The 25,411-nt window shown below is 48.6% G+C and carries 23 protein-coding genes and 1 tRNA gene; 12 read left to right on the top strand and 12 right to left on the bottom strand.

The features are described from left to right. Positions 1–112: 112 nt before the first annotated feature. Positions 113–958: a cytochrome c biogenesis protein CcsA gene (ccsA, locus tag ABO04_RS05485; RefSeq protein WP_160809686.1), complete on the bottom strand. Its 846-nt coding sequence runs from the start codon at positions 956–958 to the stop codon at positions 113–115. Positions 959–1,100: 142 nt separating this feature from the next. Between ccsA and ffh the strand changes: the two genes are divergently transcribed. Then, positions 1,101–2,450, top strand: coding sequence for a signal recognition particle protein (gene ffh / locus ABO04_RS05480; protein ID WP_160809685.1), 1,350 nt, complete (start codon positions 1,101–1,103; stop codon positions 2,448–2,450). 6 nt (positions 2,451–2,456) lie between these two features. On the opposite strand, the gene ABO04_RS05475 is transcribed toward ffh, so the two are convergent. Further along, positions 2,457–4,118, bottom strand: coding sequence for a SulP family inorganic anion transporter (locus ABO04_RS05475; protein ID WP_160809684.1), 1,662 nt, complete (start codon positions 4,116–4,118; stop codon positions 2,457–2,459). 642 nt (positions 4,119–4,760) lie between these two features. After that, a complete protein-coding gene (locus ABO04_RS05470) occupies positions 4,761–5,234 on the bottom strand; it encodes a DUF192 domain-containing protein (protein WP_160809683.1) in 474 nt (157 codons plus the stop codon). 81 nt (positions 5,235–5,315) lie between these two features. On the opposite strand from ABO04_RS05470, the gene thiL reads away from it, so the two are divergent. From thiL to ABO04_RS05455, 3 genes are read left to right on the top strand one after another with little or no spacing between them, the layout of a single operon-like run. Further along, positions 5,316–6,293, top strand: coding sequence for a thiamine-phosphate kinase (gene thiL / locus ABO04_RS05465; RefSeq protein ID WP_160809682.1), 978 nt, complete (start codon positions 5,316–5,318; stop codon positions 6,291–6,293). Beyond that, positions 6,271–6,813, top strand: a complete 543-nt coding sequence (locus ABO04_RS05460; protein WP_160809681.1) for a phosphatidylglycerophosphatase A — start codon at positions 6,271–6,273, stop codon at positions 6,811–6,813. The genes thiL and ABO04_RS05460 overlap by 23 nt, the downstream gene beginning before the upstream one ends. After that, positions 6,810–7,352, top strand: a complete 543-nt coding sequence (locus ABO04_RS05455) for a nicotinamide-nucleotide amidohydrolase family protein (protein ID WP_240141432.1) — start codon at positions 6,810–6,812, stop codon at positions 7,350–7,352. Before ABO04_RS05460 ends, ABO04_RS05455 begins: the two co-directional genes overlap by 4 nt. Positions 7,353–7,510: 158 nt before the next feature. On the opposite strand, the gene ABO04_RS05450 is transcribed toward ABO04_RS05455, so the two are convergent. Beyond that, the gene (locus ABO04_RS05450; RefSeq protein ID WP_160809836.1) at positions 7,511–8,515 is read right to left on the bottom strand and encodes a class 1 fructose-bisphosphatase; all 1,005 of its coding nucleotides are present in this window, start codon (positions 8,513–8,515) and stop codon (positions 7,511–7,513) included. Between the two features lie 344 nt (positions 8,516–8,859). On the opposite strand from ABO04_RS05450, the gene ABO04_RS05445 reads away from it, so the two are divergent. From ABO04_RS05445 to ABO04_RS05435, 3 genes are all read left to right on the top strand, one after another. Then, positions 8,860–10,383 carry an FAD-dependent oxidoreductase gene (locus ABO04_RS05445; RefSeq protein ID WP_160809680.1) on the top strand — a complete coding sequence of 508 codons (1,524 nt, stop codon included), beginning with the start codon at positions 8,860–8,862 and terminating at the stop codon, positions 10,381–10,383. Between the two features lie 214 nt (positions 10,384–10,597). Next, positions 10,598–12,034, top strand: coding sequence for an ATP-binding protein (locus ABO04_RS05440; RefSeq protein ID WP_160809679.1), 1,437 nt, complete (start codon positions 10,598–10,600; stop codon positions 12,032–12,034). 7 nt (positions 12,035–12,041) lie between these two features. Then, positions 12,042–12,737 (top strand): response regulator, encoded by a 696-nt coding sequence (locus ABO04_RS05435; protein WP_160809678.1) that lies wholly within the window; start codon positions 12,042–12,044, stop codon positions 12,735–12,737. Between the two features lie 68 nt (positions 12,738–12,805). Here ABO04_RS05435 and ABO04_RS05430 read toward each other — a convergent pair whose 3' ends face one another. Then, positions 12,806–14,368 (bottom strand): amino acid permease, encoded by a 1,563-nt coding sequence (locus ABO04_RS05430; RefSeq protein ID WP_160809677.1) that lies wholly within the window; start codon positions 14,366–14,368, stop codon positions 12,806–12,808. A 304-nt stretch (positions 14,369–14,672) separates the two neighbouring features. Here ABO04_RS05430 and ABO04_RS05425 point away from each other — a divergent pair, with 304 nt between their 5' ends. Further along, the gene (locus ABO04_RS05425; protein ID WP_160809676.1) at positions 14,673–15,035 is read left to right on the top strand and encodes a hypothetical protein; all 363 of its coding nucleotides are present in this window, start codon (positions 14,673–14,675) and stop codon (positions 15,033–15,035) included. A gap of 76 nt (positions 15,036–15,111) precedes the next feature. Here ABO04_RS05425 and ABO04_RS05420 read toward each other — a convergent pair whose 3' ends face one another. The 3 genes from ABO04_RS05420 to ABO04_RS05410 all read right to left on the bottom strand — a co-directional run bounded on the left by ABO04_RS05420 (position 15,112) and on the right by ABO04_RS05410 (position 17,176). Then, positions 15,112–15,996 (bottom strand): recombination-associated protein RdgC, encoded by an 885-nt coding sequence (locus tag ABO04_RS05420; RefSeq protein ID WP_160809675.1) that lies wholly within the window; start codon positions 15,994–15,996, stop codon positions 15,112–15,114. A gap of 225 nt (positions 15,997–16,221) precedes the next feature. Continuing rightward, positions 16,222–16,297, bottom strand: a tRNA-Arg gene (locus tag ABO04_RS05415). A gap of 72 nt (positions 16,298–16,369) precedes the next feature. Further along, on the bottom strand, positions 16,370–17,176 hold the full coding sequence (locus tag ABO04_RS05410) for an outer membrane protein assembly factor BamD (protein ID WP_160809674.1): 807 nt from the start codon (positions 17,174–17,176) through the stop codon (positions 16,370–16,372). Between ABO04_RS05410 and rluD the strand changes: the two genes are divergently transcribed. The 4 genes from rluD (at position 17,177) to ABO04_RS05390 (ending at position 21,574) form a co-directional block, all read left to right on the top strand. Further along, positions 17,177–18,205, top strand: a complete 1,029-nt coding sequence (gene rluD / locus ABO04_RS05405; protein WP_160809673.1) for a 23S rRNA pseudouridine(1911/1915/1917) synthase RluD — start codon at positions 17,177–17,179, stop codon at positions 18,203–18,205. Positions 18,206–18,450: 245 nt separating this feature from the next. Then, positions 18,451–19,836 (top strand): type I glutamate--ammonia ligase, encoded by a 1,386-nt coding sequence (gene glnA / locus ABO04_RS05400; RefSeq protein ID WP_240141446.1) that lies wholly within the window; start codon positions 18,451–18,453, stop codon positions 19,834–19,836. Positions 19,837–19,990: 154 nt separating this feature from the next. Next, positions 19,991–20,485, top strand: a complete 495-nt coding sequence (locus ABO04_RS05395; RefSeq protein WP_160809671.1) for a hypothetical protein — start codon at positions 19,991–19,993, stop codon at positions 20,483–20,485. Positions 20,486–20,794: 309 nt separating this feature from the next. Then, complete coding sequence (locus tag ABO04_RS05390; protein WP_160809670.1) at positions 20,795–21,574, top strand: sulfite exporter TauE/SafE family protein; 780 nt, start codon at positions 20,795–20,797, stop codon at positions 21,572–21,574. A 152-nt stretch (positions 21,575–21,726) separates the two neighbouring features. On the opposite strand, the gene ABO04_RS05385 is transcribed toward ABO04_RS05390, so the two are convergent. From ABO04_RS05385 to ABO04_RS05370, 4 genes are all read right to left on the bottom strand, one after another. After that, complete coding sequence (locus tag ABO04_RS05385; protein WP_160809669.1) at positions 21,727–22,494, bottom strand: cytochrome c1; 768 nt, start codon at positions 22,492–22,494, stop codon at positions 21,727–21,729. Positions 22,495–22,498: 4 nt separating this feature from the next. Further along, positions 22,499–23,806, bottom strand: a complete 1,308-nt coding sequence (locus tag ABO04_RS05380) for a cytochrome b/b6 (protein ID WP_160809668.1) — start codon at positions 23,804–23,806, stop codon at positions 22,499–22,501. A 24-nt stretch (positions 23,807–23,830) separates the two neighbouring features. After that, positions 23,831–24,406 carry a ubiquinol-cytochrome c reductase iron-sulfur subunit gene (gene petA, locus ABO04_RS05375; RefSeq protein WP_160809667.1) on the bottom strand — a complete coding sequence of 192 codons (576 nt, stop codon included), beginning with the start codon at positions 24,404–24,406 and terminating at the stop codon, positions 23,831–23,833. A gap of 444 nt (positions 24,407–24,850) precedes the next feature. Next, on the bottom strand, positions 24,851–25,411 hold the full coding sequence (locus ABO04_RS05370; protein WP_160809666.1) for a NifU family protein: 561 nt from the start codon (positions 25,409–25,411) through the stop codon (positions 24,851–24,853).

Genomic DNA, 25,411 nt, shown 5'->3' with positions numbered 1-25,411 from the left:
GAAGTACCCAAGTGTACGTCTGGGACGCTGCTTGGCAAGATGCAACGGTAGTATGGTAATCAGAGTTTTCAGAAGCTGATAAGCGATCAACAACTCTCTTCCAGATTTCCAATTACCGGTCGAGAATGATTTCCAGCACAAATTTGCTTCCAAGGTAAGACAGAACAAGCGCCACGAACCCTGCCAGCAACCAGCGAATCGCAGTGCGTCCACGCCAGCCGTACAGATGTCTCCCGGCAAGCAAAGCCGCGAATATTCCCCACGAAACGAAGCCAAACAATGACTTGTGCGTCAATGGCACTGACTTGCCAAACAGCTCCTCTGAAAACACGATACCGCTCAACAAGGTGAGGCTAAGCAGAATAAAACCGATCCACACGAGGCGGAACAGCATTTTATCCATCACCAGCAGGGGTGGCAGCTGCACAAATATAGCGGACACCACCGGATGGTGCAGACGACGTTCAAGAAGTGTCATAAGAGCCGCATGCAGAGCGGCAATCGTGAAAAGGCTATAGGCCAGCATGGCTGCCAGCAAGTGCGTGACAAAGGCTGTCATTCCGGCATGTGCCAGCGGATGAACAGAAGGCAGCAACAGTGGAACCAAAACAGCAATTGCCGCTATGGCAGAAATTGGTGCCATAAGATTTTGCAATCCCCGCAACGAGGGAAAAAACCCCGACACCCAATAGATCAAGGCAGTCAGCCACACAATGGCTGAAATGGCATTACCGACACCGAAACTCAGCATGTCATCCATAAATACGGAATGGTAAAGTACCACACCATGCACGATCAGAGGGATGAACATCATAAACTGCTGTAATTTCACGTTCGGTATCATGCCCGCAGCATTCGCCTGTAATGCTGGCACGGCTGTGCGCAAGGTTCGCCAGAAATACCATCCGGCAATCCCGTAAAGCAACGAAGCACTGAGATAAGTTAAAATACTGGGCATTGGCAATCGATCTGAACAATTGGTGGAAAACAACCAGTCTACCCTTCGTCCGGACAAAGCTGAAGTGCTGTTTGACAGTTTCCATAAAGTTTAGCACAGGGAACAACTCTCATCTGCAAATACCGTTTCTACAGGAGTTTACATGTTTGACAATTTGACCGAACGACTTTCCGGTGTCATCAAAACATTGCGTGGCGAAGCACGCCTGACCGAAAGCAATATCCAGGATGCACTGCGCGAGGTGCGCATGGCCTTGATCGAGGCAGACGTAGCCTTGCCGGTAATCAAAATATTCATCGAACGAGTCAGACAGCGCGCAATCGGCCACGAAGTGCTGGATAAACTTTCTCCCGGACAAGCGCTGATCGGCGTTGTCCACGATGAATTGGTTGCCATCATGGGTGGAGAAAAATCAGAACTCAACCTGAATACCGCTCCGCCTGCTGTCATTTTAATGGCGGGATTGCAGGGCGCCGGGAAAACCACCAGCAGCGGCAAGCTAGCGAAGTGGCTGATGGAGCAGAAAAAGAAAAAAGTATTGCTGGTATCCTGCGACGTTTATCGCCCTGCTGCAATCGATCAGTTGATGTTGCTGGCTGAACAAACCGGAGCTGATTTTTTCCCAGTACAAACCAGTCAGCGGCCTGCTGAAATTTGTACCGCTGCGCTGGATTTTGCACGCAAGCATCATCACGACGTGGTAATTGTCGATACCGCCGGGAGACTGGGTATCGATGAAGCTATGATGCAGGAAATCAGCGAGCTGGAACAATTGCTGAAACCGGTCGAAACCCTGTTTGTCGTCGATGCCATGCAGGGTCAGGATGCGGTCAATACAGCCAAAGCCTTTGCTGAAGTACTGCCACTGACGGGTGTGATTCTCACCAAGCTGGATGGAGATGCGCGCGGAGGTGCGGCACTATCCGTCCGGCACATCACCGGTAAGCCAATCAAATTTGCCGGTGTCACCGAGAAGCTGAACGGACTGGAACCATTTCATCCCGATCGCATGGCTTCACGTATCCTGGGTATGGGAGACGTGCTTGGACTGATCGAGGAAGCACAGCGAACTTCGGATCAGAAAGAAACAGAACGCCTGATGAAAAAAATGAAATCAGGCAAAAATTTTGATCTCAACGATTTTCAGCAACAGTTTCAGCAAATGAAAAAAATGGGCGGGATGAGCGCCATGCTGGAAAAACTGCCTTACCAGTTGAACCAGGCCGCCCAAAACATGAATGTTGATGAAAAAACCATCAACCGCACTGAAGGTATCATCAACTCCATGACACCCAGAGAACGAACCAAACCAGAGATTATAAAAGCATCCCGCAAGCGTCGCATTGCTGCTGGCTCCGGCGTTTCTGTACAGGAAGTCAACCGCCTGCTCTCACAATTTGAACAGGCACGCAAAATGATGAAAATGATGCACAAAGGAGGTATGGCAAAAATGATGCGGGCCGTCAAAGGCATACTGCCGAACATGCGATAGTGTTGATCAGTCAATCTGCGGTTGGCAGTATCGTTCGTATAAATAATCCATCGCTTTCTGCAGATCAGGCTGGAATCCATCCGGACCCAGCCGATCAACTATCCCCATATTACGTAATTTACGTGCGACACGAACATTGGCACCACATAATATCAGACAAGCACCACGCGCCTGAAAATCCATCACGATCCGATCCAACACCTGGATCGCAGTCACATCCATAAAGGGAACCTGCTCCAGCCGAAGTACCACCACTTCAGCCTGGGAAGCTTCCAAAGTGCTTTTCAGGTGTTCCACTGCAGCAAAAAACAGCGGGCCACGTACTTTAAAAATTTCCAGCTCTGGTTGTTGCGCATTTATCACCGGGTCGGTACCGCCCAGTTCCTCACACAAAGCTTCGCGAGTCTGCGGAATCACATCGGAACTTTCTGCCATACGACGCAGAAAATGCAAAACTGCAAGAGCAATCCCGATATTGACCGCAACTACCAGGTCAACAAAAACCGTCAATAGAAAAGTGACCAGCAGAATAACAACATCAGCCTGCGGCGCACGGCGTATCAATCGGATGACACGCGGCATCTCGCTCATATCCCAGGCAACCACGAACAATATGGCAGCCAGTGCCGCCAGAGGAATATCACGTGCCAATGGCGCCAGCAGCAATAAAATCAGCACCAAGGTAACAGAATGGATTATGCCGGCCAGCGGGCTGTTGCCGCCGCTGCGAATATTGGTAGCCGTTCGTGCGATAGCGCCAGTCGCCGCAATACCACCGAATAATGGTGAAAGAATATTGGCAGCCCCCTGACCGATCAGCTCGGCGTTAGAATCATGGCGAGTATTTGCCATACTGTCCGCCACGACAGCTGAAAGCAGAGATTCGATGGCCCCGAGCATCGCGATGGCAAATGCCGGTCCCGTCAGATCAATCAGTTTGTCGAGAGACCACTGTGGCCATACAAATGCTGGCAGACTGCGTGGAATTTCGCCAAAAGTACTCCCGACAGTAGCCAGTTGCGGAAAATGAAAAATCCCCTGAATAATAGTTGCCACCACCAGCACCAGCAAAGGTCCCGGTATATGGCGCAACCAGCGAACATTGCGCGGTAACAGCATCAGAATCAGCGATCCGACGCCAAATACAGTGGTCAACAAATCCAGACTGGAGAAACGCTGTAGCATAAACCAGAATTTTTCATGGAAATAATGCCCCTGTACTGCCGGCAATCCAAAAAAGCCTGGCCATTGATCTACCCAGATAACCACTCCGATTCCGGCAGTGAAACCCATGATAACCGGCAGAGGGATATAACGGATAACGCCGCCCATACGGGCAACACCGAGCAGACAAAGAATTACTCCGGCCATGAGCGTTGCCAACTGCAATCCATCGACACCGTGCTCCGCCACAATTCCTGAAAGGATCACGATAAAAGCGCCGGTAGGGCCAGCAATCTGGGTACGGCTTCCGCCAAATATCGACACCACCAGACCGGCAATAATCGCGGTATACAGCCCTTGTTCCGGTTTAACGCCTGAAGCAATGGCAAACGCCATCGCCAGCGGCAAAGCCACAATGCCTACAATAACTCCTGCAACCAGATTCCTGGCCCAGTGCGGCCTAGTGAGAAGTCCGGCCCGTTTGGCCTCAATGATGGCAAACATACTTTCCGCCTCCTATCTGCCGCAATTGATCCGGAAACACCTGCTGCAGATAGCAGCTATGGCTGCCTGCACTGCTATCCTCAATTTAACCGTCACCATATATCCGTACATGATGCCTGGCGTCGAACAATCGCTCCGATCAGGCTCAGCAACAAGGTAGAAAACATCCGGTTCGGTGGTCAAGCCGGTCATTAGAGTAATGGAATCGATAGCGGTAATCATAGCGTCGGCTCAATGAGTGATAATTCGAGATTACCCCCGAAAATAAATTGTCCCAACCCTTGATCAATGATGCGATAGCTAAATCAATACCATTGGTGAAACAGTATTTCATTTCCTATCTCTTCGTTTCCGAGTGATTGAAAAAACTCCTGTCCGTTTCAATATACAACAATAGCGCGTGATCTGCTGAGGCGAATTACATCTCTTTCGGGAGCTCAGTAACTGTTTCCAACGGGAGTCAAATTGTATCATGACAATTGAATAAAAATGAGAGCGCCATACGTCTCATTCGCAATCCTTTTCCAGGCACCCCAAACACAAATAGGAATTTTAGATTTTATATACGAAAGGCGGGGGCAGTCCACCACGAGATGGTGCGTACACATCCATGACAGCCCGCATAATCTTCATGCAGGCTTTCTACTGCATATTGTCGGAATTTATAGCGCCTGTGAGCCGATCTCCCACTTTGATTTTTCGTGCGGCGAACCAGCCAGTGTTCATTTCCAGCGCATAACGGGCAGCACGGACAGAACAGTGGGGAATCAAAGTCTCTGGAATCATCTCAGCAATATTGACAATTTTTTTTGCTTCATCCAGAAAAGCAACACTCAAAGGAAGAACAGTATCTTTCATCCACATGCAGTGAATGCCGGTTGTCGGAAAGATAAACAGCATGCCACTGTCTTCCGGCAGATATGTGCGGTGCATCAATCCTGTCGAACGTTTGGAAGCTGTATCTGCCACCTCGGCAATGATTGTATGCTCCAGAATACCGAGCGTCACGACTGGCAGCCAACGATCTTCTGCTCCCGCCACATTTAACTGACAATAAGCTGTTAATAACACCACAAGGCAGATTCTCGATATTTGCTGGTATTTTTGTTCTTTCATCCTTAACGCTCGCACAGCTAAAATGGAACAACATCAACTGCCTCTAACACATTTTAATATTTTTCCATAAGTGAAATAGCTATGAACTCCGAATTTAATATCATTGATCGCTATTTTTCACGTCCTGCATGCGATGCACTGCTGGGGCCAGGAGATGATGCCGCACTGATTGCCTGCAAAGCAGAAACGGACTGGGCAATATCGGTTGACACACTGGTTGCAGGACGACATTTTTTCCCTGATACCGAGCCTGCCACACTCGGCCACAAGGTGCTGGCTGTTAATCTTTCCGATATGGCTGCCATGGGTGCCACACCGCGCTGGATAACACTCTCCCTGACATTAACTGAAACAATTGCACAGGATGATGCCTGGCTCAAGGCTTTTTCCAGTGGTTTTTTCGCACTGGCAGATCAGTATCAGATCGAGCTGATTGGTGGAGATACGACCTGTGGCCCGCTCAATATCAGTGTGCAGATCATTGGCGAGGTTGAACGGGGCAAGGCACTTCAGCGAAGCGGCGCCAGGCCGGGAGACGATATCTGGGTATCCGGTTTTCTGGGCGATGCCGCTCTGGCATTACAATTTCTGCAACAACGCATACCGCTGACAGAACAGGAAGCCGCTTCCTGTCTGTCCGCCTTGCACACCCCCGCCCCTCGTGTCACTCTTGGAAAGGCACTGGTAAATGTGGCACACAGTGCGATTGATCTCTCTGATGGCCTGCTGGCCGATCTCGGACATATTCTGAAACGCTCCGAGGTTGCCGCTACAATCGATTTCAATTGCATCCCCTGTTCCCCAGCATTGAAAAACAGGCTACAGCCGGAAAATGCTGCCCGGCAATTGGCTATTGACTGTTTATTATCAGGCGGTGATGATTACGAACTGTGTTTCACTGTGCCGAAAAACAGACGCGATCTCATTGCACGACAAGCCGGTATAAAACTTTCTCGCATCGGAGAAATAGTGCCGGGAAAAGGATTGACTGTACTGAACACCAGCGGCAGCCCGCTCATTTTCAATAAAAAAGGCTATGATCACTTCCTTACACGATGACTATTCGCCACAACGCCAAACACCGCTCAAACCAGATATCACCTTTGTGCACGTCCGGCTTGCACATTTCATTGCAATGGGCGCTGGTGTCGGCCTCATCCGCTATGCGCCAGGTACTTTCGGCACGCTTGCCGCCATTCCGCTCTACCAGCTTCTGGATTCGATTCTCGAACCTGCTTCGCTGCTGCTGATCATTGATGTTTTTTTCATCATGGGCATCTGGGCATGTGCAGTCACCGGACGGGCTCTCAATTCCCCCGATCATTCCGGCATGGTATGGGATGAAATCGTCGCCTTCATGCTGATCCTGTTTTTCACACCAGCCCACTGGGGCTGGCAGCTTGCCGCTTTCCTGCTGTTTCGGTTTTTTGATATTGTCAAACCCGCACCCATCGGCTATCTGGACAGCAAGCTCAAAGGAGGATTGGGTGTCATGCTGGATGACTTGCTGGCAGCATTTTATACCCTGCTTTGTCTCGCGGGCTGGAAATCAATGGTTTTGTACGAGAGCTACTTTTGAGTGAAGCTCCAATCATTCCGGATGATAAAATGTTGCTGGAACTCGCCTGGCAAACCGGACAGGCACTCAAAGACAACACACTAAAACTGGTTTCGGCAGAATCCTGTACTGGCGGCTGGATCGGACAGATCATCACCGCGATCTCCGGCAGCTCCGATTGGTACGACCGCGGCTTCATTACCTACAGCAATTTATCCAAACAACAAATGTTACGCGTACAACTACTAACGCTGACACAGTTTGGCGCTGTATCCGAACAAACCGCGCGCGAAATGGCACAAGGCGCGCTCACCATGAGCCAGGCACAAATTGCAGTGTCCGTAACCGGCATCGCCGGGCCCTCCGGCGGCTCTGCAGAAAAACCGGTTGGAACCGTGTGTTTCGCCTGGGTGCTTAAAACTGCACTCATAAAATCTGCAAACAGCAGAACCTGTCACCTCAGCGGCGACCGCGAAGCCATCCGGCGACAATCCGTCGCCATAGCTCTGCAAGGCACGCTTGGACTACTGGAAAACACCCTGCCTCTGAATTTTGCTTGAAACGCGAGGTAATAACAAAATGTGCCCCGACAAACGCATCATCCCGAGGCCGGAAGTTGTATGGATCCCAGTAGATGTCACCTCTCCTGCATGTGAGGTTCAATCAGAGGTTCTCTGGATAATGAGCGGCGCGCAGGCGCCCAAAGGTTACCAAATCATCAGGTATTGTGGTAGCTTAGCACTACCTCAACCTCGTTTTTTGAGCCCAGAATCACGGGCACACGCTGGTGCAGATTCTCTGGTGTAATCTCCAGAATACGCTCGTAACCGGTTGAAGATATTCCCCCTGCCTGTTCAACGATAAAACTCATCGGGCAGGCTTCATACATCAAACGCAGTCGGCCAGGTTTGGCTGGATCCTTGGTATCGCGCGGATACATAAAAATACCCCCCCGGGTCAGAATGCGATGTACTTCCGCCACCATTGAAGCTACCCAGCGCATATTGAAATCACGGCCACGCGGACCTGTACTGCCTGCCAGGCATTCCGATACATACCGCTGTACCGGCGCTTCCCAGAAACGCTGATTAGAGGAGTTGATAGCGAACTCCCTGGTATCCGCAGGAATTTTCATGCCCGGATGCGTCAGCACGAATTCGCCGATATCGCGATCCAGCGTAAAACCATTAACGCCATTCCCCGTAGTCAGCACCAGCATGGTAGAAGAGCCATACAAAGCATAGCCGGCGCAGATTTGTTTGGTGCCGGGCTGCAAAAAATCCTCCATGCTGGCAGCCTGCCCAGATACTGGAGCGCGCAAAATCGAAAAAATAGTCCCGACCGAAATATTGATATCAACGTTGCTGGAGCCATCCAATGGATCAAATACCAGCAAATATTTTCCCAGCGGATATTGCTTCGGGATCGAATAAACATCATCCATCTCTTCTGAAGCCATACCCGCCAGATGACCGGCCCACTCATTGCTCTGAATCATGATTTCATTGGTGATCACATCCAGCTTCTTTTGCGTTTCACCCTGGATATTTTCTGTATCCAGCGCCCCCATGACACCAATCAGCGCGCCCTTGTTCACTGCATTGGAAATAGTTTTGATAGCGGTCACAATATCGTTCAGTAATGCGGTGAAATCGCCACTTGCGCCCGCAATGTGACGCTGATCTTCAATGATGAACTGGGTAAGGGTAGTACCGGTATGCATCATGCTTCCTCTTGATAAATTAAAAAAGCATTGATTATACTGGTTTGGCAACACCGGCGAGCGTGTGAAAAATCGATTACCACGCCCCATTCTCCAAAATCACTGTCTCCCGGCATAAAATCCGGATCCGAAGCCCAGCATACCGACTATATTCCATCCGCAAAACACAGTGTGCGGCCATGTGGAATTTAATCAGCGATTCCTTTGCAATCTGTTTTTTTACCCCCTCCGACTGCATGTGCCATACTTACCACAGCAGATGGCACCTGTCAGATGGCAATGAAACAAGCAATCGGCCCACCATCAGGCAGTTTTACACCCGGATTTTTGAAAGGAGAATTGCAATGACTTCAGATATAACAAAAAAACCAGAACCGGATCTGACTAAAGGAATTTCCCTGGCGGATTTTGGTAATCAACAGCTGCTGCGCGGAAAAGTGGGCGATGAATCCGTAGTCCTGGCTCGTGTTGGCAATGATGTCATGGCGATTGGTGGCAATTGCACGCATTACGGAGCCCCTTTGGAAGAGGGCCTGGTTGTTGGCGATACGGTACGATGTCCTTGGCATCACGCCTGTTTTTCATTACGCAGCGGCGAAGCGCTGAGGGCGCCCGCTTTTGATCCCCTGCCCTGCTGGAAAGTTGAACGTGATGGAGACCATATTTTTGTCCGCGGCCAGATCACAGCCACACCGCAACCCGCACTACTTGTCCCGGTCGCGGATCAGCTCGAAAACATCGTGATCGTGGGCGGTGGCGCAGCAGGATTTGCCTGTGCAGAAATGTTACGCAGACGCGGTTACCAGAAAAATCTGACATTATTAAGTGATGACACCGATGCACCTTGTGATCGTCCCAACTTGTCAAAAGATTATCTTGCCGGTACTGCACCTGAAGAATGGATGCCCTTGCGGTCGGAAGATTTCTACACAGATCACCATATTGATCTGCAGCTTAATACCGCTGTCCAGCGCATTGACACGCTCAATCATCAGATACTGACAAAAGATGGCCGCAGCTTCCCGTTCGATCGCCTCGTACTGGCCACCGGAGCTGAACCCGTTCGGCCTCCTATTCCCGGTCAGGATGGCGCACATGTGTTCACCCTGCGTTCTTTTGCCGATAGCCGCCACATCATTGAGCATGCAAAAAATGCCAGGACAGCCGTAGTGCTCGGCTCGGGATTTATCGGTCTGGAAGTGGCGGCTTCTCTACGTGTACGCGGCCTGAATGTCCATATTGTGTCACTTGACGAATGTCCGTTGCAAAACGTACTTGGCCCGGAACTGGGTGATTTTATCCGCAGCCTGCATGAAGAACATGGCGTGATATTCCACATGAAAACATCCCTGACGCACATCGAATCGGAATCAGTGACATTAAGCAACGGCAGCAAACTAGCTGCCGATCTCGTCATTCTTGGCATAGGTGTACGGCCCCGTACCGCATTGGCTGAATCAGCCGATATCCATATTGATCGCGGCATATTGGTCGATGAATATCTACAAACCAGCGTACCGGGTATTTATGCTGCAGGTGATGTGGCTCGCTGGCATGATGCAGCAAGTGGCCAGACATTGCGCATCGAACATTGGGTGGTAGCAGAGCGACAAGGGCAAACAGTTGCTGAAAATTTACTGGGAGCAAACAAAAAATTTCAGGATGTACCCTTTTTCTGGAGTGTCCACTACGACCTGACCATCAATTACGCTGGCCACGCCCAATCATGGGATGCAATTGAAATTGAAGGTGATATTACTGCGCGCGACTGTCTGGTTCGCTATCAGGAAAAAGGTGCCACCGTTGCTGTTGCGGCAATCGGGCGCGACCGGCAAGTACTGGAGTTTTCGGCGGCAAAGACATTGTAAGGCCCGTTTTATCGCAGCAATGGCAGCAGCACAGCTTTCCATAAGAGCGCCTAAGGAACTTCTGAAAAACTACCTGCGTTGTTTTCGGCGTTAAAAATCGGCTCAAGATGCTCATTTATTACGTATACACTCCGCTTTTTCGCCGATTTTTGTCTTGAACTGACTACCTCGCTGACGTTTTTCAGAGGTTCTCCAACTTTACATCCGTATCATCATGTCAATCAGAATTAAACTATTTCTGGCCTTTTTGCTGACCACTTTTCTGGTGGTAATGGGTATGCATTTTTTCACTCGCTGGTCACTGGAACGGGGGTTTACCGAATTTATCGAAAAAAGACAACAGGAGCGTCTGGATAAAATTATTGATGTGCTGGAGGAATACTACACCGATCATCACGGCTGGGACGATTTGACAAGAAACAAGCAGGATTGGGTAGCACTGCTGTGGCACACGGATCCACATCAACGTCGTCCACCACAATGGATAATCGAACAAGCCCGACAAGAGCCGGATCAATGGTGGCCCCCCGCAATAACCTCCGAAAAAGCCGGAAAAAGATGGATGCCATTCGGACTGCGCGTGATGCTACTGGACGCGGATCAATCAATTTTGTTCGGACGGGAAGAATTACTGCCTCAGCTGGATTTGTACCCGATCCAGAGTAAATATCAAACAGTAGGATTTCTCGGGTTGCTGCCCGGGAATCCGGTGAGTCAGGCCAGTGATATTTATTTCATGGAGCAACAGACCAATCTGTTTTTCTGGATCGCCACAGTCATGATTCTGCTATCTGCGTTAATCGCCTGGTTTCTCGCCTACCATCTTGGCCGGCCACTCAAGCAAATCGCAGCAGCAGCAAAGCAGCTGGCAACCGGGGATTACAAAACCAGATTACCGGTCATATCAAACGATGAAACCGGACAGCTGGCATTGAATTTCAACAATATGGCCGCCGCATTGGATCAGGCAGAACAAAGCCGCAGACGCTGGGTGGCCGATATTTCGCATGAATTGCGTACCCCACTGACAATTCTGCGCGGTGAGCTGGAAGCCGTACTGGACGGCGTCCATCCACTTAACCACGAGACAATCGAATCCTTGTCCAGCGATGTCATGCGTCTTAATCGTCTGACGGAAGATCTCTACCAACTTGCTTTATCTGATCAGGGCGGCTTGAGTTACCGCAAAACGCTACTCGATCCGGTACCGCTACTGAGGGACGATCTGGCAACTTTCGCATCCGATTTCAACAATAAGGAAATCGATATTAAATGGGTCAGTCGATTATTCAAATCTACACTGGTCAACGCCGATCCTGATCGACTGTCGCAATTGTTTCGCAATCTGCTGTCCAACAGCCTGCACCATACCGATCCAGGAGGACGGATGGAAGTTACGGTGCAGCGGTCGGGAGGCAAACTGATTATCGAGCTGGCTGATAGTAGTCCCGGCGTTTCCGAACAGGATATTACACATCTGTTTGATCGTTTTTATCGGGTTGATCCTTCACGTAATCGACACCTGGGTGGAGCCGGGTTGGGATTGGCTATTTGCAGCAATATTGTCAAAGCTCACGAAGGTACACTAACAGCCTCCCATTCACACCTGGAAGGTCTGTTAATACACATTGAACTGCCAATTGCAGGATAAATCACTCATGAATCGCATTCTGATCGTTGAAGATGAGCCCAAACTGGCCAAGTTGGAAGCTGATTATCTGCAACATGCAGGATTCCGGACACATTGTCTGGATCAGGGGTCGGAAGTTATTCCCTGGCTGAAAGAAAATCCAGTTGAATTGGTATTGCTCGATCTGATGATACCAGGCCGTGATGGCCTTGAAATCTGCCGTGACATTCGCAGTTTTAGCCAAATACCGATCATCATGGTCACTGCACGTGCTGAAGAAATAGATCGCTTGCTGGGCCTGGAAATGGGTGCCGATGATTACATCTGCAAACCGTTCAGCCCGCGGGAAATGGTGGCACGCGTCAAGGCCGTGTTACGCAGGCAACAGCCGGCCGCTATGGGTATTGATACGGCAGATCAGATTCTCAGGTTGGATCCACAAAGTTTCAGAGTGCAATATAACCAACGTGAAATCGAGCTGACTGCTGTGGAATTTCAACTACTCCACGTGCTGTATCAGCAGCCTGGGCGCATTTTTTCACGCGAACAACTCATGGATCGGATCTATCCAGATCAGCGCATCGTTTCAGACAGAACGATAGACAGCCACATCAAGAAATTGAGGAAGAAACTCACAGAACTCATCCCGGAAGAAGAAGTAATTCACTCGGTTTATGGGGCGGGCTACCGTTATGATCTGCAGGCAGTTGAACGAGATCAATGAGATATAACCGGGTGAATAATGAATGCAGGCAGCCACCATAAAATACGATCAGGATTTGATATGGAGCGCTATTTATCCTCCACCCCGTTTGTTTCATCACACTCCACCAGGGAATGAAGCGGCTCGATCAGGTTTTCACCACCAGAGGGGGTGTCAATGCCCAGCAGAACATGACTTCTACGATAACCATACAGAAAATAGAAAATCAGTCCAATGCCTGTCCAGATCGGAAATACCAGCTGGGCATCCAGTGGCAGAAACATAAAGAGGATCAGGCAGCCACCAATTGCAATCGGCCCTACCAGCCAGATTGCTGGCGTTTTAAAGGGTCTCGTGCGGTTTTTATCCTTAACCCGCAGAATCATGACGGACAGCGCCACTACCAGAAAAGCAAACAATGTTCCGGAGTTAGAGATATTTGCCAGTTTACCCACCGGCAGAAAAGCAGCGGATGCAGTAACAATCAACCCAGTGATTAACGTCACGATATACGGAGTTTTGAAGCGTGGATGAATATGGCTCAATACTTCCGGCAGCAGACCATCACGCGACATGACGAAGAAAATGCGCGTTTGTCCGAACAACATCATGAGAATGACTGAAGGCAGCGCCAGGAAAGCTGCCAGACCAATCAGATTTCCGATTTTTACCCATCCGATTTCGCGCAATACATGTGCCAGTGCTTCTTGCGAGCAAACCACCGGCCGCTGCCCTTCAGCCGCGAGCACTTTGCATTGCTCGGCCATTTCCATGGAGCCGGGCATAATGCCTTCCCCTGCCGCATTGATCAACGGTTGCGCGCCTGTCGCTCCAACCACACCGATGGATATCAACAGGTAAAACAAGGTACAAATCAACAATGAGCCCACCAGCGCAATGGGTAAATTACGCTGTGGATCCTTGGTTTCCTCCGCTGCTGTTGAAACAGCATCGAAACCGACATACGCAAAGAAAATGGATGCTGCTGCAGCGACAACTCCCGAAGCTCCCAACGGCAAGAATGGATGAAAGTGATCCATATTGGTAATCGGCAATGCGAGCACAGTAAATGCTGTCAGTGCAAGAATCTTGACTGCAACCAGCACGGCGTTAAATGTAGCACTTTCCCGTGTCCCGATAATCAACAAAGCGGCCACCAGAATACAAATGACGACTGCCGGTAGATTGATAATGCCTCCGGCAAAAGGGCCGTTTGCCAGCGCGAAAGGGATTTCAATTCCCAACGAGGAATTATTCAGCAATCCAACGAAATAACCTGACCATCCCACAGCCACCGCACCGGCTGCAACAGAGTATTCCAGAATCAGCGCCCATCCCACCATCCAGGCGATTAATTCACCCAATACTGCGTAAGAATAAGTATAAGCGGATCCGGATACCGGCACCATCGAGGCAAGCTCGGAATAGCACAGTGCCGCTACTGCACAAACGAAACCAGCGATGACGAAAGAGATCATCATGCCAGGACCGGCTTTTTGTGCAGCCTCGGCTGTCAGTACGAAAATACCGGTTCCTATGACTGCGCCAACTCCCAACAGAGTCAATTGCCACACCCCCAGGGAACGTTGAAGACATTTTTTCTCGGCTGTGGCCATGATGGAGTCCAGCGATTTGACGCGCCAGAAAATCATAGGCTTTCTCCTATAATGAAAACAGATGACTACAATACTTTTAGCAAGCCGTTAATTCGTGGCAAGGCCACTCATAACACTGCATAGTGTTCCTCATTACGTTTCTCAACGGCCTACTGGGTTCGACCAAAAAGTAGTCTACAAGAAATACCTGGACAGAAGACCAGAATCAGATCTTATTACCCGCAAACTTCCACATTTTTTACATAGTTGCTGCAATTTATTTACAAACTGGCAAGATATAGTTGTCATCAAGAGTGACAAACACCTTGCTCTTTTTAAAAACCAAACTGGAGGATTTATCATGAATACAAATCTTGTTGCTATCATCCTCGCTTTGACATTGCCTTTGACAGCAACTGCCAATCCCGGCGAATACAAAGGTGATCATGATCACTACCGGGCAAAGAAAATAGAACGGTTAGATAAGGAATTGTCACTGACCGATGATCAGAAATCCCGACTTGAGACACTTTTCAAACAGAGTGGAGAAAAATTCAAAGCGTTGCGCGAAGAGACACAATCCCAAATGCAAACCATCCTGACGCCCGAGCAATACACCACACTACAAGAGATGAAACAGCGTCGGCATGAGCAGTGGCACGCAAAGCAACAGAAGAAACAACATGAACATAACCAGGAAAAATCCGATACTACACAACCATAACAATATTTTCTGACATATTCAGATTATCTGAACTGCCTGCAGTGGCACCTTACCCTCCTCCGCCGCTGCAGGCAGATTATTCATCAGTCACTCCCCCCAGCGCATCCATCAATTCAGGTAGCAGTTGCCGCAGCTCACCGGTCATCAGAAGGAAATCACTGTCGAACTGCTCCGCAGCCGTCTCTGCTGGCTCATGATCAATATCGAGCACAGTCATCCGTTTTAACTGCAGATTTTCATCCAGAGTAAAGGAAATTTTGTCACGCCAAGTCATTGCCAGCTTGATGACTTCCTTGCCGGTCCGAACATGCCGGGTGATTTCCTGTGGATCAGGTGATTGCCGGATATAACTTACTGAAGCTTTTTTATCTTCCCGGCTACGAAAAATACTATCGCTATCAACTGAAAAGATGGAAGGTGGATCATCTCCTGACAGCCAGGTCGTCATGGCCGCTATCGGAGTCACCGATGTTCTGACACGTTTCAAGCCAATACCTGTTGACTTGATAAATACTTCGATCAGTGTATCTGCCCTGGTGGCATTGGCCCCTTCAATAATAAACCAGCCATCTGCAGGATCAATCCAGACATGATTCCTCTGCCGGACAGCAAATGCACGCGACAGCAGCTCATGATAAGCCGCTTCCTTGATTTCTTTCATCTGCTTGCGGCCAGGTGCATATCCCTGGCGAGCTTCCATTTCCTGCGCACGAACTTGAGCCAGCTGATTGACGACGGACACCGGCAATAGTTTTTTCTCGATTCCCAGCGCGATCAGTATTTGCTGTCCATAGCTATAGACCAGATCAGCGTCCTCTGCTCCGGGGGAAATCCATCCCCTGCTTTGCGCCTCCAGCCCCAGACAGCCTTGCAATGTTTGCTTTGCCAGATATGCTCTTAGTTCGTCCGGAGCAATCATCTCATCGACCAGACGATAAATCTGTAAATTTTTAAACCACATGAATTTGCATTGAGATAGAAATGCGCTATTCGTCTATAGCGGGCCGGATACTTCTACAATCCGGATGATCTGTTAAATGACTGTCTGCAAAGCGATTTGCATCGCGTCATTACACTAAAAACAGGCTCAAAATGCTCATTTACTCCTTGTAAACTACATTTTTTGTCTGTTTCCGCCTGGCGCTGGTGATCCCACTAATATTTTTTTCTTAGCAGATCGATGAGCTGGCGCCCTGGAGACGAATCGAACGTCCGACCTACCCCTTAGGAGGGGGTTGCTCTATCCCCTGAGCTACCAGGGCGGGGGCTGCATTTTACGCCAAAATTCCGGATGGATGAAATTGGTATGCTCTTCTGATCCAGAAAAATTCAATTTATTCCCAGATTTTCCACCAGGGTTTTTCTACCAGTGAACCCGTCGCAGTGAGGTAAGCACTTTCTGGAAAATTTTTCTGAATAATTTTTTCCGTATCTTTGCGCAAATCAGTCATACCCAGTTCGTTGTAAGCACTTGCCATGATATACAGCGCTTCTTCTATTGCCGGTGTTTGTGGATATTCTTCCAGCACGAATTGTGCACGTCTGATAGCCGCCACATAAGCTTTCCGCTTCATGTAATACTTGGCAACATGAATTTCACCCCTTGCCAGCGCATTGACCAGATAAGCCATACGCTGCAATGCATCGGGTGTATATTTACTATCTGGATAGCGGGTCACCAGCAGCTTGAAGCTTTCAAATGATTCTCTTGAAGCCTTTGCATCCCGTTCACTCAAATCCTGCTTGATGATTTTCGTTGTTATATACCCCAGCAGACCCTGATCATCATTAAAGTTGGCAAGTCCCTTGATATAATAAGCATAGTCAATATTATGATGATGCGGATAAAGCTGGATAAACCGGTCTGCCGCCGCAATGGCCGAAGCCTGTTCCTGATCCTTATAGTAAGCGTAGGCTATTTCAAGTTGTGCCTGTTGAGCGAACCGCCCATAGGGGTAACGGGCTTCCAGAGCCTCAAACAGCTTGACTGCAGCTGAATAATTACCCTCGTTGAGCTCATTTTTAGCTTCAACATAAAATTTACTCGCAGACCACTGACTGTTATCAACAGTTTTCTCGGACAGTATGCCGCATGAGACCAGCAATACTATCACCCCCCCTGCCAAAAATTGTCGCAACATATGAATAATCTCGATAACGGGCAAGATAAGCGCGATTATAGCGCAAAGCCTGATGCATCCGCAGCCGGCGATCAGGAAAGTAAAAACATCATTGAGCTGATTGCACCAGGCAATCTTGCAGGATTACGACTGGATCAGGCGCTGGCTCAACTGCTTCCTCAATGGTCGCGTAGCCGGCTACAACGATGGATTGGAGAGAACCGTATCAGCGTGGATGGTACGACAGGATCAACCAGGCAAAAAATATGGGGAGGAGAAACAATTTGTATTACCGTCGGGTTGATTGAAAGTGATCAGAGCTATCAGGCTGAGGCTATTCCACTCAGCATTATTTACGAGGACGATCATCTGATTGTTGTCGACAAAACTGCCGGCCTGGTCGTCCATCCAGGAAATGGCAATTGGCATGGAACATTACTGAACGCTTTGCTTAACCACGCTCCACAGTTAAGCCAGGTGCCCCGTGCCGGTATCGTTCATCGGCTGAACAAAGATACTACCGGTCTGCTGGTTGTTGCCAAGACAATCGAGGCACAACTCGATCTGGTCAGGCAATTGCAGCAACGTACAGTCAAACGTTACTATTTCGCACTCGCACTGGGCAAGATCGAGAAAGACGGTCTGGTAGACGCACCTATCGGACGGCACCCTGTACATCGCACCCGCATGGCAGTGGTACGACATGGCAAACCCGCCCGCACATATTATCAAGTTCTGGAAAAGTTCACTGCCTGCACGTTGCTGCAATGCAGCCTGGAAACCGGGCGCACACATCAGATCCGCGTTCATCTGATGTCTATTGGCCATCCACTGGTAGGAGATCCAGTATATGGCAAAATTTCATCCAACCCGCCAGCAATCAATGTAATTGCACACCTGCCCAGGCAGGCGCTGCACGCTCTGCAGCTCGAACTCACTCATCCTGACAGCAGACAGATCATGCGCTGGGAATCTCCGTTGCCAGACGATATGACCCAGCTTCTGCAAGCAATACGAAATACTCCACAGTCCACCCTGACATTTTCATGAGCCTCTGTTTCCGGATGTAACCTGTGCCGCCGTTTTCCGGATTTTTATTCAAAATGCAGATAGGCCACAGTTTTTTACCCGAAATAAAATGATGGGCCTATTTATTCGCTACCTGCCCAACGGTACAATACCGGTCAACGTACCTTGCTTGCATTTTCCCTGCCAAGTTCGCGTACCTTGCAAACCGTTTCACAAAACAAATGATACTTTTCTGGAGAAAAACTGTGGCAGCTGATGTTTTAAAGATGATTCAGGACCATGAAGTCAAGTTCATTGATCTGCGCTTCACCGATACCAACGGCAAGGAACATCATGTCACAGTTCCCGCACATACTTTTGACGCTGATAAATTCGAAGATGGCCATCCGTTTGATGGATCTTCAATTGCCGGCTGGAAAAATATTCACGCATCCGATATGTTGCTTATGCCTGATCCGGAAACTGCTTCACTGGATCCTTTCATGGAAGAAACCACATTGCTGCTGACCTGCGATGTTATCGATCCTGCAGATGGACAGGGATACAGCCGCGATCCGCGATCACTGGCCAGACGGGGCGAAACTTATCTGAAATCCACCGGTATCGGTGATACTGCCTACTTCGGCCCGGAATTAGAGTTTTTTATTTTTGACTCGGTACGCTGGCATGCCGATATGTCCGGGTGCTTTGTCAAAATCGAATCCGAAGAAGCCTCCTGGAGTTCGAGGAAGCGCTATGAGGGCAGCAACAATGGTTATCGACCCGCAGTCAAAGGCGGATATATGCCGGTACCACCAGTAGATTCCCTGCACGATATCCGCTCAGCCATGTGTATGGTGCTGGATGAACTAGGAGTTCCTGTTGAAGTTCATCACCATGAAGTTGCCAATGCCGGGCAATGTGAAATTGGCACCCGCTTCAATAGTCTGGTGAAACGCGCTGATTGGAATCAACTGATGAAGTACGTTATTCATAATATTGCTGTTTCCTACGGCAAAACAGCGACATTTATGCCTAAACCGATTGTTGGCGATAATGGCTCGGGCATGCATGTTCATCAGTCAATCTGGAAGGATGGTAAAAACCTGTTTGCAGGAAATGGCTATGCTGGCATGTCAGAAATTGCATTGTATTATATTGGCGGTATTATCCGGCATGCCAAGGCGCTGAATGCTTTTGCCAACCCGGGCACCAACTCTTATAAAAGGCTGGTTGCCGGTTTCGAAGCGCCAGTCAATATTGCGTACTCTTCCAGCAATCGGTCAGCCGCTGTGCGCATCCCTTATGCCAGCAGTCCCAAACAGCGGCGTATTGAAATTCGCTTCCCTGATCCCAGTGCCAACCCGTATCTTACCTTTACTGCTTTGCTGATGGCAGGGCTGGATGGCATACAAAACAAAATCCATCCGGGCGACCCAATTGACAAAAATCTTTATGATCTGCCTCCGGAGGAAGCCTCGATGGTGCCCAGTACCTGTGCATCACTGGAAGAAGCTCTGGAAAGCCTGGACCAGGATCGCGAGTTTCTGATACGCGGCAATGTATTTTCCAACGATACAATCGACGCTTTTATCAAGCTCAAGTCGGAAGAAGCAACACTGTTGCGCACTACGACGCACCCTGTTGAATTTGCCTTGTACTATAGTCTGTGAAAAAACGGTACTAACTCACGCTTATTTACAGATCGTCTGCTATACACCCGGCTTAAAATCTGATACTTCCCAGACAGAACCCCGTATTTCTCCTGATTTATTTAATACGGGACTTCGGTTTGAAACCATTTTTTCAGAAATCGGGAAAGTTATCATGAAACAAACTTACTACGTGAGCATTCTGATTGGAATTGTTGCATTCGGATCTTCCACTATTTGTACGGCCTCCGGTATTTATAAACTGGTGGATGAGCATGGGCGCATCATCTTTACCAACAATGCAGCCAAAGGTTCCATAGAAATTCAACCCGGGAAAACCAGATTGGTAAATACCACCCGCCGGGTGGACCCCAATTCCGGAGTCACACAGATCACCCTTAACGGAAGCTATCCCAAAGTCAGTAAACTTCAACAGGATCAGCGAGATACCAAACGTCGGCAAATCCTTTCTCAGGAACTTGCCAACGAAACCAGATTGCTGGAAGATGTTCTGAAAATCATTGATCTGACTCTCCGGAAAATGCAAAGCCATTTACCCAATCATCCATATTTTATCTCAAACCATTTTGATATTCTCCAGCTGCGTAACCAGGCTGTCTCACATGAACGTAACATCCAAGCGCTGAAAACAGAGCTTAACAACCTCTAAACAAACCCGGTTAGTTGCAATTAATACAACTTCTTGAATCCGGCGGGTACTAGTCACCAGCCAGTATCCGAGGGCATATCCATCCTTATTGTTTTACCCGAAATAATCACCTGCCTCTCCGTAAATACGGTTATTGGACAGAAAGCTTCGTCATAAAAATCAAATCGCGATAAACTGCCATCCTTTTGCACGTATACAAGATTTATCATCAATACCTGTCGGATAAACAATATTAATGCTGATCAGAGATCCTCTGGATTCTCGCGAAACATCATTTTTAAAATGACACAAACAGTATGAGAATTTTGCATGATTGACTTGTCCTACACGCTTGCCGGTACATTCACTGGTTTTGTGATTGGACTGACCGGTGTTGGAGGTGGCGCTTTGATGACACCTATCCTGTTACTGTTTTTCGGAATATCACCAACAACTGCCGTCGCTACTGATTTGTGGTTTGCAGCCATCACTAAAATAGCTGGCGCACGGATACATCACACCAGCGGCAATGTGGACTGGCAGATAGTCAAGCGTTTGTGGACAGGCAGCCTTCCGATGGCCTCACTTACCGTATTGCTGGTAAGTATGGGAACGCATATCGTAAAGATAGACTGGCTTACAAAGGGTATCGGCACAATAGTGCTGGTTACAGCGATCGGGTTACTGGCAGCCCCAAGACTGGTCGCTTTTGCCAAAAGAAAGCAGACTGGACATCCAGAACGATTCAGGACAATGCAAACAGTGCTGACGATCCTTGCAGGCTCAATCCTTGGAATATGTGTTGCACTGACATCAGTGGGAGCGGGCGTTCTGGGAAGTGTAATGCTGCTGTACCTTTATCCATTACGTATAACACCGCACCGCCTGGTTGCCACGGAAATCGTACATGCCATACCATTAGCGGTTATTGCCGGCATGGGTTATTTGTTCGCAGGAATGGTGGATGGCGAAATGCTCATCAGCCTGTTAGCTGGCTCCATACCAGCAGTCATTGCGGGGAGCAAGCTTGCCAACAGGATTACAGGACGATGGATCCGTTTTGCTTTAGCAATCGTGCTTGCTACAGCAGGGTTGAAGGTTCTGCTTTGACAGGATCATTGAAAAATGCAGCAAGAAAGGTTAGATGCATGGCATGCAGACCAGGAAAGGTGTGAGACTGCCAGCGCAAAGGAAAACAGACAAAAAAGTATGGTTTGCAGAAATAAATAGTATTTTAAGCCTGCGTATTGATTACCATTCCCTCAACGCACAGCAGCCCAGATTCTTTTCTGGATAGCATACATAATGCCTGTAAAGATGAGCAGGAAAAGCAACACTTTCATCCCGGCACGTTTCCTGTCCTCTAGCATGGGTTCCGCTGCCCAGGTTAGAAATGTCACGACATCTCGCGCATATTGTTCCAGTGTCTGCGGTGTTCCATCTTCGTAGGCAATCATATTTCCTGCCAACGGCGGCATCATCGCGATGATGTGACCGGGCATGTATCGATTCCAATACTGCCCTGCACGCAGAGCTGTCCCTTCCGGAGCCGCTTCATAGCCAGTCAGAATGCCATAGACATGATCTGGACCATGGTGACGCGCCTTGATGATCAGAGAAAGGTCGGGAGGCAAAGCCCCGTTATGGATAGCTCTGGCCGCGTTATGGTTGGGATAGGGTGATTTGAAATAATCACTGGGAAGACCGGGACGCTCATACATATTGCCTCCTTCGTCAGGCCCATCGGTATACATATACTCTGCAGCAATCGCTTTGATTTGTTCCTCGCTGTAACCAATCGCTTCCAGGTTACGAAAGGCTACATGCTTCATACTGTGGCAAGCAGCACAAATCCTGCGATAAATCATATAGCCACGTTGAAGTGACGCACGATCGAATGTGCTCAGCGGCCCGGAGAAGTGCCAATCCTGGATCGGCAACTGGATCGGCTCGACGGTATGGGCTACAGGTGACAGCACCACTGCCAGAACAGAAAACAATGCGAAAATGAGTAATCGTTTGATTTTCATGGCCTTACTCATTTTTTCCGCTCGTTGAACTGTTACCTGCCTGCAAAATTACCTGATGAATGCTGGTGGGAAGCTCGCGCCCTTTCTCGATTTTGCTAAGTAAAGGCAGTATGACCAGAAAGAACGCATAATAATAGACAGTTCCAGTCAGGCCAAAATGATTGAGCGGGATATCCAGTAATGTCGCATCAGCTGGCTGAGACCCTACATAGCCAAGAAAGACAAAATCAAGTACCAAAGCAATTAGAAAGAACCGGAACAGCGGACGAAAACGCGCACTGCGAATCGGATGCGAATCCAGCCACGGCAGGAAGAACAACAGAATGATCGATCCGAACATCGCAATCACTCCACCCAATTTGGCGCTAACCAGGATGATATCCATAAATGGAATAGGAATATCAAAGGTAATCGCACGCAGCATGGCATAAAAGGGGAGAAAATACCATTCCGGCGTAATATGCGTCGGCGTAACCAATGGATCGGCCGGAATATAATTATCCGGATGGTTAAACACGTTAGGCATGTAGAACACAAACACGGCATAAATCATCAGGAAGACCAGCAGCCCGAACATATCCCGCGTCGTAAAGTACGGGTGAAACGGCAGTGTATCCTGTGATTTCTTAACATTGATACCCAGTGGGTTATTCGATCCGGCTATGTGCAGCGTACAGACATGCAGGAATATCACAAAAATAATAATGAAAGGCAACAGGTAATGCAGCGCGAAAAAACGCGTCAGTGTTGGATTATCAACGGAAAATCCACCCCACAGCAGGGTAACGATACCGTCACCAATCAATGGAATGGCGGAAAATAAATTGGTAATCACAGTGGCACTCCAGAACGACATCTGTCCCCACGGTAGAACATGGCCAATGAAGGCTGTTCCCATCAGCAACAGGAAAATCAAAACCCCCAGCATCCAGAGCAATTCACGTGGTTTTTTATAAGAACCGTAATAGATACCGCGAAAAATATGAATATAAACAGCCACAAATAAGAAAGAAGCACCGTTCATATGCACATAACGGATCAGCCAACCACCATTGACATCACGCATAATGCGTTCGACGGAATCAAAGGCAAGCCTGGTATCGGCCGTATAATGCATAGCCATTACAATGCCGGTAGCCATCATCACTATCAGCATGAATATGGCAATAGCCCCGAAATTCCAGAAATAGTTGACGTTGCGAGGAATAGGAAATACCTTGTACTCTTTCCTCATCAGCGTAAAGATCGGTAATCGCTCATCAATCCACCTGACAACCGGATTCTTAAAGGTTACGCGCTCCGTTTTGCTCATTTTGTAAATCATAGAGCTCTCTTTTTAGCCAATTTTCACGACAACATCACTGACAAACACATAGGGGGGTACTACAAGATTTTTTGGTGCCGGGCCTTTGCGGATACGACCTGAAGTATCATAATACGAACCGTGACAGGGACAGAACCAGCCTCCATACTCTCCGCGTGAATCACTGGTTTTTTGCTCTATGGGCACGCATCCCAGATGGGTGCAAATGCCCACAACAATCAGCCATTCTGGCTTTTGCACACGTGCAGAATCCGCTTCCCTATCCACTAATGCGGCAACATCATCCTCTCGTGCCTGCGTAATCTCCTCGGATGTACGATGACGGATAAACACTGGCTTGCCACGCCACATGACAGTTCTAGCTTCTCCGACTGGAATATGACTGATATCAACCTCGATCGTAGCCAGTGCCAATGTATCTTGTGCGGGATTCAGGGAATTAATCAGGAATGTGGCAGCGTATGCGGCACCCACCACGCCGAAGGCTGCTCCGGAAAGGCAAAGAAAATCACGGCGCGAAGCACCTTCCTGACCATCCCCTTGTTCACCACCCTTATTACCGTCGTGGATTTCACTTTCTGCTGTCATCGTATTGGCCTACCGAAAAATTTATCGGGTTGTTTGCTCTGCAAAAGTTCTATGTCTTCCTTTTACAAACCCCTACTTCAAAATCATATCAGGTTAGTCTGTTCGCATGAACGGCAAGTTTGAAATAGAATGTTTACACCAAATCACCCACAGCAAGAGAGAAATTATCGCAATCGCTGTTATTACGTATTTATTGGAAATAATCTATTGGCACTTCATAAAATAACTCCTTTTTTTTATGAAGTGCAAGAATTTCTTAGTGCTGCTTACAGTTTCTTCTGAATACTGTAAGTGAACATACATCAACGTACTCATTTGACTTTAGAAGGGATACGGCTGGCAGAACATTTTTTGTGTCAGCCAGCCGGAATTTCAGAAATATCTGAGGCAGGAGAAAAATGGTTGATACTTATAATTACAGGATTGCGTTACAGGGCAAATCTTTTAGCCAGATACCACCCGAATATCCGGCTCAATCGTCCTTAGAAGCTGCTCAATTCCTCTTAACGTTCCGGAAATCGAACTTGGACAGGTTCCGCAGGCTCCTTGATAATGAATGCGCAGCACACTGCCTTCCAGAGCCAGTACATGAAGGTCACCACCATCGTGTTGCAAATAAGGTCGCACTTCTTCCTCTAGTAGAATATTGATTCGCTCCAATCGTTGCTGATCTTCTTCACTAAGATTCATCAAGGCTGCATTCGCTTCAGCAACTACCGTGGCTGATTGATCTGCAGCAGCCGGCGCAGCCCGAATCGGATCCGCCACCTCTCGCGCCAAATCTTGCCAATCCGCGCCTCCATCCTGTGTGATCGTAATCCAGCGATCCACATAGAAAACATTGATGACATGATCAATATCAAACAATGCAGCGGCAAGCGGATCATCAACTGCCTGCTCGGCGTTGCTGTAAGATTTTGTCACACCCCAGGTCAATGGCTCTTTCAGGATAAACTTCAATGCGTTAGGGTTTGGAGTTCCCTCGATTTCTGAGATCTTTGGCAT

Source organism: Nitrosomonas sp. HPC101 (assembly GCF_009833125.1).
In the GTDB taxonomy this organism is placed as follows: Bacteria; Pseudomonadota; Gammaproteobacteria; order Burkholderiales; family Nitrosomonadaceae; genus Nitrosomonas.
Note: the sequence above shows the minus strand (reverse complement) of the source record. Positions and strands in the feature narration are given on the sequence as shown.

Bases quoted from the DNA above. Each gene is read 5' to 3' on its own strand.
- ccsA (WP_160809686.1), bottom strand. From the start codon at position 958: ATGCCCAGTATTTTAACTTATCTCAGTGCTTCGTTGCTTTACGGGATT.
- ffh (WP_160809685.1), top strand. From the start codon at position 1,101: ATGTTTGACAATTTGACCGAACGACTTTCCGGTGTCATCAAAACATTG.
- ABO04_RS05475 (WP_160809684.1), bottom strand. From the start codon at position 4,118: ATGTTTGCCATCATTGAGGCCAAACGGGCCGGACTTCTCACTAGGCCG.
- ABO04_RS05470 (WP_160809683.1), bottom strand. From the start codon at position 5,234: ATGAAAGAACAAAAATACCAGCAAATATCGAGAATCTGCCTTGTGGTG.
- thiL (WP_160809682.1), top strand. From the start codon at position 5,316: ATGAACTCCGAATTTAATATCATTGATCGCTATTTTTCACGTCCTGCA.
- ABO04_RS05460 (WP_160809681.1), top strand. From the start codon at position 6,271: ATGATCACTTCCTTACACGATGACTATTCGCCACAACGCCAAACACCG.
- ABO04_RS05450 (WP_160809836.1), bottom strand. From the start codon at position 8,515: ATGCATACCGGTACTACCCTTACCCAGTTCATCATTGAAGATCAGCGT.
- ABO04_RS05445 (WP_160809680.1), top strand. From the start codon at position 8,860: ATGACTTCAGATATAACAAAAAAACCAGAACCGGATCTGACTAAAGGA.
- ABO04_RS05440 (WP_160809679.1), top strand. From the start codon at position 10,598: ATGTCAATCAGAATTAAACTATTTCTGGCCTTTTTGCTGACCACTTTT.
- ABO04_RS05435 (WP_160809678.1), top strand. From the start codon at position 12,042: ATGAATCGCATTCTGATCGTTGAAGATGAGCCCAAACTGGCCAAGTTG.
- ABO04_RS05430 (WP_160809677.1), bottom strand. From the start codon at position 14,368: ATGATTTTCTGGCGCGTCAAATCGCTGGACTCCATCATGGCCACAGCC.
- ABO04_RS05425 (WP_160809676.1), top strand. From the start codon at position 14,673: ATGAATACAAATCTTGTTGCTATCATCCTCGCTTTGACATTGCCTTTG.
- ABO04_RS05420 (WP_160809675.1), bottom strand. From the start codon at position 15,996: ATGTGGTTTAAAAATTTACAGATTTATCGTCTGGTCGATGAGATGATT.
- ABO04_RS05410 (WP_160809674.1), bottom strand. From the start codon at position 17,176: ATGTTGCGACAATTTTTGGCAGGGGGGGTGATAGTATTGCTGGTCTCA.
- rluD (WP_160809673.1), top strand. From the start codon at position 17,177: ATGAATAATCTCGATAACGGGCAAGATAAGCGCGATTATAGCGCAAAG.
- glnA (WP_240141446.1), top strand. From the start codon at position 18,451: ATGATTCAGGACCATGAAGTCAAGTTCATTGATCTGCGCTTCACCGAT.
- ABO04_RS05395 (WP_160809671.1), top strand. From the start codon at position 19,991: ATGAAACAAACTTACTACGTGAGCATTCTGATTGGAATTGTTGCATTC.
- ABO04_RS05390 (WP_160809670.1), top strand. From the start codon at position 20,795: ATGATTGACTTGTCCTACACGCTTGCCGGTACATTCACTGGTTTTGTG.
- ABO04_RS05385 (WP_160809669.1), bottom strand. From the start codon at position 22,494: ATGAAAATCAAACGATTACTCATTTTCGCATTGTTTTCTGTTCTGGCA.
- ABO04_RS05380 (WP_160809668.1), bottom strand. From the start codon at position 23,806: ATGAGCAAAACGGAGCGCGTAACCTTTAAGAATCCGGTTGTCAGGTGG.
- petA (WP_160809667.1), bottom strand. From the start codon at position 24,406: ATGACAGCAGAAAGTGAAATCCACGACGGTAATAAGGGTGGTGAACAA.
- ABO04_RS05370 (WP_160809666.1), bottom strand. From the start codon at position 25,411: ATGCCAAAGATCTCAGAAATCGAGGGAACTCCAAACCCTAACGCATTG.